Below are 7,277 nucleotides of genomic sequence, written 5' to 3'. Positions count from 1 at the left end.
CGGGCGAAGCGGGCGCCGACCCGCAAGAAGAGTTCCTCGAGTTCCCGATCCCACACACCTGCCGGAGCCTCATCGATCACGCTGAAGAACTACTCGGACACGCCCACGGATATGCGACAGGGCCCCCGTCCGAAGGAACTGTCAGCCAAAGCCCTCGCACGCCTGTGACGCCCCGGCTAAAATCCCCGCCATCAGGCCGCTGACCAGCCCAAATACCGAAGTACGGCTGGAGTACTAATCGTCATCGCATCATCGCCGCTCAGTCTGGTCCGGACCGGGGGCGCTCTGGGCGACCTACCGGTGCTGGCGGGCAACGCCATCGGCTGCCTGCCGTGGGCCGGGGACCGTGGCGAGCATGGGGGGTTCGAGGCGCTTGTCCATGTCGAGCCGGAAGGTGCCGTACGGATTGATGTTCGACCAGAACAACGCGGTCAGCCCACGCCGGTCCTCATCGGACAGCTTTTTGGCCCACTCCGGTTCGGCGAGGACCTGCTGGAGCAGCAGGGTGTTGATGTGAACGAGGCTGGACTGGAGCAGGTGCAGGGCGAGCATCGAGGTCTCGGCGTGCTCCTTGTCCGGGCCGGTCAGCGCGCCGTCCTTGCCGTAGTGCAGGACAGTGTTCGCCGAGTTCCAGTTCTCCACGACCTGGAGCCCGCCGTGGATCTCGCGGCGCAGGTCGGGGCTGGCAAGGTAGTCGCACGCGAAGATCGTGCGTACGGCGCGGCCGAGTTCTTCGAGCGCGGCGTAGGTCGGGTGCTTGGGGCCGCCGCGGGTGAAACGCCGCAGGACCTGCTCGGCTTCCGCCGTGCCCAGGCGTAGGGCGGTGGCGTACTTGACCATCTGGTCGTACTGCTGCTCGATCAGGTCCCACTTGATGGCCCGGGTCAGGGAGGCGCCGAGCGCCGGCCAGCCAGCCGGGCGGGTCGTCGTCCGGCCGGTACAGGCGGATGCTGCCAATGTTCTTCAGCCTCGGCAGCAAACGGAAGTTGAGCAGCTCGGTGAAGGCGAACCCGACCACGCTCGCGCCGTGCGTATCCACGTAGTTGGACTCGATCTCGGCGTCCGTGCAGTGCCGCTGCATGCCCTGCTTCATCGCCACCACCCCACGCGGTGGTCCCCGCGAGCCGCTCGCGGACACACTGGCCGTTCTGCGGGAGGCAGCCCGGGAGGCGGGTGCCACCGTGACCATCAGGACCGACGAGTCGTAGCGGCCCTGATCCAGCTGCGTGAAACACGAGCGGCCGCCGTTGCACCTTCGTTCGGTGCAACGGCGACCGCTCGGTCTGCTGCTCATCTGGTGCGGTCAGATGATGAGGCAGGCGGCCCATGTCGCACCCCGGGTCCCGCCCTTTACCGTGCGGACGACCTCATCAACGGGAGGCTAGCAGTGGCGCACGCCTTCCCAGTACGGCCAGCCCAGATGCTGGCGACCTCTTCGTCCCGAACGCGATCGCATGTGCAAGTGACCTTGCGGGTCTGTCATTTGACCTGGGGTGAGGCGCAAGGTTCTGTCCGTAGTCGTCTACGGGAGTACGGGGAGGGCTGTTGTTGTTGGCCCCCCGTTTGGCCCCCGCGCGCCGGCCAATCATCGGTTTGGTTGGTGCACGCTTTCCAACTGTCCGCGTCTCCGGTCGGTGGCGTTCGCAGGCGTTCGCGCCGCAGCTCAGAGGGGCTGTGCGTACAGCATTGAACGCCAACAGCCGTCCGCGCACCGGACAAAGACCAAGGCAACGAGGTCCCTCCATGGGGTACGCAGTCGGGCTCCGGCCGCGCCTTCGCTCCGTCGGGCCGCTCCCCGCTCTGTCCGCGCTGCGCCGCCGCCCGCCCCGATAGTGATGAAATGTGCAGCCCTCGGAACCAGATTTGGGGATGATGCGGCGTAGTAGCGACTGGGGCCTCGTCGTCCCGAATGGAGTCAGAGGTTCAACCGACATCCTGGTTCGCCGTCGTTGACCTGCGACCCCCGGTCGCGATCGTCCGTTGCGTGCCGGAGTAAATGGCTCCCCGTTTGGTTCCCTGGCGACCAAGTCGACATGTCCGTACCGGTCAGCGTCAGCGCTGGCGTTAACGGGCGTCACCGCCTTCGGTTACCACCGGCCCCGCATGGTCGCTCCCTGGCCGCCCCGCCGGGGCGTCGTCGGGTTGTCTGATCGTAATCCCGTCAGGGGCGGACTGGGACCTCGTTGATCGGCTAGCGTCTACCGCACAAGCGGCCGGCAAGATCCACCGCAGCCACCGGGGGTGACGTGGCAGCGCGTCCGGCCACGGCGGGGCGCCGCGCGGCGGCAGATCATCACATCAATGAGGGGGGAGACGTGGGGGCATTGACCCGGACGTCGACTGAACCACTGCACGGAGGCCGCCGCCGCAGAGGTGGCGCGGGCCTCGCGGCCGGTGCGGCCGCCACGATTCTGGCGGTCGCGGGAACGGCCATCCCGCTCGCCGTGGACGCGCCGCCCGCGTGGGCCGCCCAGGTGGCGACCGCGGCGGACTCGTCCCAGGAGGTCGTGATCCCGCCCGCCGACCGGGCCACACCCCGTGTGGACACCCCGCTGGCGGTGGGCAGCACCGGTTTCCTGCACCAGCAGGAGGGCCGGGACGGCTACACCTGGACCGACTTCGCGAGCGGCACCTCGACGCAGGTGCCCGGCCCGCAGACCCTGCCGGCCAACGCGCTGGTACGCCCCGTCGGTGTCGACGGAGACCTGCTCGCCGTCTCACCGAGCCTGGCCCGGGGCACCGCCTGGTATACCCTGCTCGATCCGCACACCGGTGAGCGCCGGGAAGCGCAGCTCCCGGCCGGCTACACGTTCCGGGGGACCGTCGCGGGCAAGGTGCTGGCTCTGGAGTCCGCGACCAGCACCACCAGCTCCGCCGGTGTGCTCCTCGACACCGGCACCGATCCCGCGCAACCGCTGCGCATCACCGGCCTGCCCGCGGGCGCTCAGCTGAGCAGCCTCTCCCTGCAGCAGGGCGCCACGGACGACCGCGGCGCGGTGATCTCCTTCCGGCAGGACGGCGCGTACCGCTATGGCCTGCTGGACCCCGAGACCGCCGTGATCACCCCTCTCTCCGAGGCGATGAGCGGCGAGGGCCTGCGCATCCTGCTGAGCGCCGACCGCATCGCCTGGTGGGGGCACGGCTTCACCGGGCTGCGCTGGCTGCCCCGCGGTGACGTCTCCTCCGGGACGCAGGAGTTCCCGCTCCCCGACGACGCGGCCCCCGTGGCCCTCCTTGGCGGCACCCTCCTGACCTCGGGCCCGGACGCCACCTCGGGCACCACGCTCGGCCGGCGGCTGACGGCCCGGCCGCTCGACGGCGGGGAGCCGAGCACCGCACTCGACCACATCGCGCTCGTGTCGGACTACCCACCGCAGACGGCGGACGGGAGCGCCCTGCTCGTCGGCGGCTCCGGCACCGGCGACTGGGCGGTGCACCGCTTCGCCGCTGGCCCCGACGGGAAGCCGGCGCACGAGGTGGTCCAGCCGCTGCCCCCGGTGATTGCCAAGGTCCTGGGACTGAACCTGTACCGGGGCACCCTCAATCGGGTGGACAGCACCGAGGGCAAGCTCTCCCTCTACCAGCAGGACGTCGGTACCGGGCCGGTCCCCGTCGCGGGAGCGGCCAAGCCCCTGCCCGCGGGCATGCCCCCTTCCGCCGTGCGCTGTGCGACGGGTGAGGACTGCGTGCGGATCGTGGAGGGCAACTGGTACGGGCTGTCCTTCCTGTCCGAGACAGGCGGGCGGACGTACCTGGAGACCCGCGTGGACGCCTACACGTCGCAAGTGCGGGTGCAGTTGCCCGGCAGCGGCGGCGAGGTCAGGGACGCGTCTTCCTCGTACGTGGTGGTGGACGGCGGTTCCCCGAGGTCCCAGTACCTGATCGACCCGGGCTATAACAAGGTGGTACGCAGCCGCCCGGTGCAGGCCGCGGCGCTCTGGTACTCCACCCTGTGGAGCGCGACCCCCGGCAGCCCCGGCACGCTGACCGCGGAGCGGCTGAACGCGAACGCCGCCACTCCCGGCAAGCCCGTCCGCACCGTGCGGACTGGTGCCGCCTGCGTGCCCACCGAGCTCCAGGCGACAGCGCGTTGGCTCTACTGGTCCTGCGGTGCCGACAAGCAGGCCGGGGTGTACGACCTGACGAACAACCGCGGTTTCGCTGTGCCGTCGGGCCCCGCCATGCTCGGCGATGGCTACGTGGTCCGGCACGACCGGGACGCGGGCGAGCTCAAGCTGACGGACTTCCACACCGGCAGCCCGCTTACGGAGCGCTCCTTCGCCGCCCTCCCGGCCGGAACGCTCGCGGACGACCGCAGGATCACGTGGACCGTGGACAAGTACAGCGGTCACATCGCCTACGTGGACGCCGATCGCCGCGTGCATGTGAGCGCGGACGGGGTACCGGACTCCGCTCCGGTGATAGGGGAGGCGTACACCTCCGGGAGTGTCGCGCCGAGGACCACTTCGTCGTACTACTCGACCTGGACGGCCTCGTTGCTGCTGAGCCGCCCCGTGGACTCCTGGGAACTGGGCATCGTCCAGAAGACGACCGGGCGCCGGGTGGCCGTGGTGCGCGGTGGGGCCGAACGCGGTCTCGACGGCATCTCGGCCTCGTGGAACGGCCGGGAGTTGAACGGTGCTCCCGCCCCGAGCGGTCTCTACACCTGGCAGCTGACCGCGAGGTTCAACGGTGGAACCGTGCCGGTGCGGGTGGGAAGCGGCGGCCTGGACGTGATGTGCGGCGCCTTGCCGACCCACGTCTACGACTGCGACGGGTTTCCGGACATGGTGGCGGTCCGGAAGGACGGCCGGACCGACTCATGGGAGGGGCATCCCAAGGGGTACTTCTACAACCGCAGCTACACCGCGGACTGGCCGACCTCCTCCACCCTGGTGCCGGTCGGCGACCTCAACGGCGACGGGTTCGCGGACATGTTGGTCCGCAACTCCACCGGCGAACTGCGTGCGTACTGGGGCTTCGGGCAGGTGTACTTCGCCCGGGGAACCAACAAGTCCACCGTCATCGGCAAGGGTTGGAACACGTACAACCTGCTGACATCGTCCGGGGACCTCAACCGTGACGGCCGGTCCGACCTGCTGACCCGTGACCGGTCCGGAGTTCTGTGGTTCCACGCCGGCACCGGCAAGGGCACGTTCAAGTCCCGGGTGCGCATCGGCACCGGGCTGTCCGGTTATACGGCGCTGGTGGGCGTGGGCGACCTCAATGGCGACGGAACCGGAGACCTTCTCGGCCGGGACAAGGCCGGGAACCTCTATCGCTGGTACGGCAACGGAAAGGGCGGCTTCGGGGGGCGCGTGAAGATCGCCTCGGGCTTCAACGCGTACAACGCCCTGGTCGGTGTCGGCGACCTGACCCAGGACGGGCGCAACGACCTCCTCACCCGCGATACCGCGGGCAACCTGTATCGCTGGGCGGGCAACGGAAAGGGCGGCTTCGGCGGACGCGTGAAGATCGGCAGCGGCTGGGGCGTCTACAAGGCGCTGTACTGACGGTCCGGAACAACAGCCTCCAGGCCTGCATCTCCACCGGGAGCTGCAGGCCTGACGAGGGCGACCGCGATGCTGCGCCACACAGGGTGCGGTGAATGTCAGAGGGGTGCCCCCGTGTCCAGGGCACCCCCTGGCGAGTGCCTTCGCTGGCCTGTGCGGAGAGTGTGGGATTTGTACCCACGGTGACATAGCTGCCACGACGGTTTTCAAGAGCGTTGCGGTTGCACCACCCCTGGGCCTGGTGACCTGCAGAAACGGCATGCAATGTGCCGAGAGTGCCTCGGCTGGCCCACGCATGGCCCACAGAGGCTCCAATCCGATCCGTCTGGGGATGTCCAACACGCTTTCCAACTGTCCGCATGACCGTACGTAGGTGTCCGTGGGGGTTCACGCGGCAGGTCAGACGGGGTGCGCGTACGGCGATGAACGGAGGTGTCCGTCAGCGCACTGGACAAAGACCAGGACAACGACACTGGCCCGTCTGGATCGTGGCACCCGTGGCGCTGATAGCCGCCGGTGCCCTCGGCTGGGGCATCTACCACTACGCCTACGACCACTTCGCGCAGGCGGCCGCCGACCAGAAGCCTCCCAATCCGGTCAACATCACATGCGCTACCGCGCCCGCTACTTCACGCCCGAGGGGAAGCGGAAGGAGAAGGTCTTCCCCGACGGCCAGAAACGCCAGGCCGAACAGTGGCTGAGTGCCATGCAGGCAGACGTAGCCCGCGGCGACTTCATCGACCCGCACGCGTCCCGTACGACGTTCCAGGAGTTCGCAGAGAGGTGGCTCGTGAGCCAGAGCGGCGACCCGAACACCCGAGCGTCGATGGAGTCTCAGCTCAGGTTGCACGCCTTCCCGCGTATCGGCTCGTGTCAGCTCGGGTCGTTCCAGCCGGGCCACATCCGGGAGTTCGTGACGCAGCTCGAAGCGTCCGGCATGTCCGGCGCGTACGCACGCGTCATCTTCTCCAACGTCCGCGCTGTGCTCTCCGCTGCCGTGGAGGACGGATGCCTGCGCCGGAACCCTTGCAACTCGCGCACGGTGACCCCGCCGGCCATGGGTGCGCGGCGCGTCGTCCCCTTGGAGCCTGAGCGGGTCTTCGCCGTGCGCGCCGCCATGGTCGAGCGCTTCCGGCCCATGCTCGACGTGGGCGCCGGATGCGGTCTGCGGCAAGGCGAGATCCTCGGTCTGTCCGTCGATGACATCGACTTCGACAGCGGCACCCTGCACGTGGTGCAGCAACTCAAGCTGAGCCTGAGCAAGGCCGTGTTCGCGCCCCCGAAGGGCGGCAAGCTCCGTGACGTACCGCTGCCCGATCCAGTGGCAGAGGCGCTACAGGAGCACATGAAGCGGTTCCCGCCAGTAGAGATCAAACTCCCGTGGATGCGAGCGAACGGCCAGCCGGTGACCCGGCGGCTCATCTTTACGGGCCCCAACGGTGGGCACATCTGGCGTACGTCGCTGAACGAGGACCACTGGAAGCCCGCGCTCGCGAAGGTGGGCGTCATCCCGAAGGCCAATAGTCGCGAGCATGTCGCCGCCCGCGAGCACGGCATGCACGCCCTGCGTCACTTCTACGCGTCCGCCCTACTGGATGCCGGGGAGAGCATCAAGGCCCTCGCTGAGTACCTCGGGCACTCCGATCCGGGACTGACGCTCAAGGTGTACGCGCACCTCATGCCGAGCAGCCGGGACCGGGCCCGGAAGGCTCTCGGGCGAGCGCTCCGGCCGCAGGACCCGGGGGCCTGAGGGCCCAAAGAGGG

Annotated in this window: 4 protein-coding genes and 1 pseudogene; 3 read left to right on the top strand and 2 right to left on the bottom strand. The window is 69.0% G+C overall.

The genetic code is table 11. The features are described 5' to 3' along the window. Window positions 1–294 precede the first annotated feature (294 nt). Together ACWCP8_RS04875 and ACWCP8_RS04870 are read right to left on the bottom strand one after the other, a co-directional pair. A complete protein-coding gene (locus ACWCP8_RS04875) occupies window positions 295–957 on the bottom strand; it encodes a Tn3 family transposase (RefSeq protein WP_451114115.1) in 663 nt (220 codons plus the stop codon). 31 nt (window positions 958–988) lie between these two features. Next, window positions 989–1,081: pseudogene (locus ACWCP8_RS04870) on the bottom strand (Tn3 family transposase); the annotation flags it as partial. Here ACWCP8_RS04870 and ACWCP8_RS04865 point away from each other — a divergent pair. The 3 genes from ACWCP8_RS04865 (at window position 1,080) to ACWCP8_RS04855 (ending at window position 7,263) form a co-directional block, all read left to right on the top strand. Next, a complete protein-coding gene (locus ACWCP8_RS04865) occupies window positions 1,080–1,208 on the top strand; it encodes a hypothetical protein (RefSeq protein ID WP_451114114.1) in 129 nt (42 codons plus the stop codon). The pseudogene ACWCP8_RS04870 and the gene ACWCP8_RS04865 sit on opposite strands and share 2 nt — an antisense overlap. A gap of 1,107 nt (window positions 1,209–2,315) precedes the next feature. Continuing rightward, window positions 2,316–5,513, top strand: a complete 3,198-nt coding sequence (locus tag ACWCP8_RS04860; RefSeq protein WP_451114113.1) for an FG-GAP repeat domain-containing protein — start codon at window positions 2,316–2,318, stop codon at window positions 5,511–5,513. Window positions 5,514–6,039: 526 nt separating this feature from the next. Next, complete coding sequence (locus tag ACWCP8_RS04855) at window positions 6,040–7,263, top strand: tyrosine-type recombinase/integrase (protein WP_451114165.1); 1,224 nt, start codon at window positions 6,040–6,042, stop codon at window positions 7,261–7,263. Window positions 7,264–7,277 lie beyond the last annotated feature (14 nt).

The organism is Streptomyces sp. NPDC002206 (genome assembly GCF_053593595.1).
The sequence above is the reverse complement of the archived record's forward strand: the minus strand, read 5'-3'. Positions and strand labels throughout refer to the sequence as shown.

Bases quoted from the DNA above. Each gene is read 5' to 3' on its own strand.
- ACWCP8_RS04865 (WP_451114114.1), top strand. From the start codon at position 1,080: ATGCCCTGCTTCATCGCCACCACCCCACGCGGTGGTCCCCGCGAGCCG.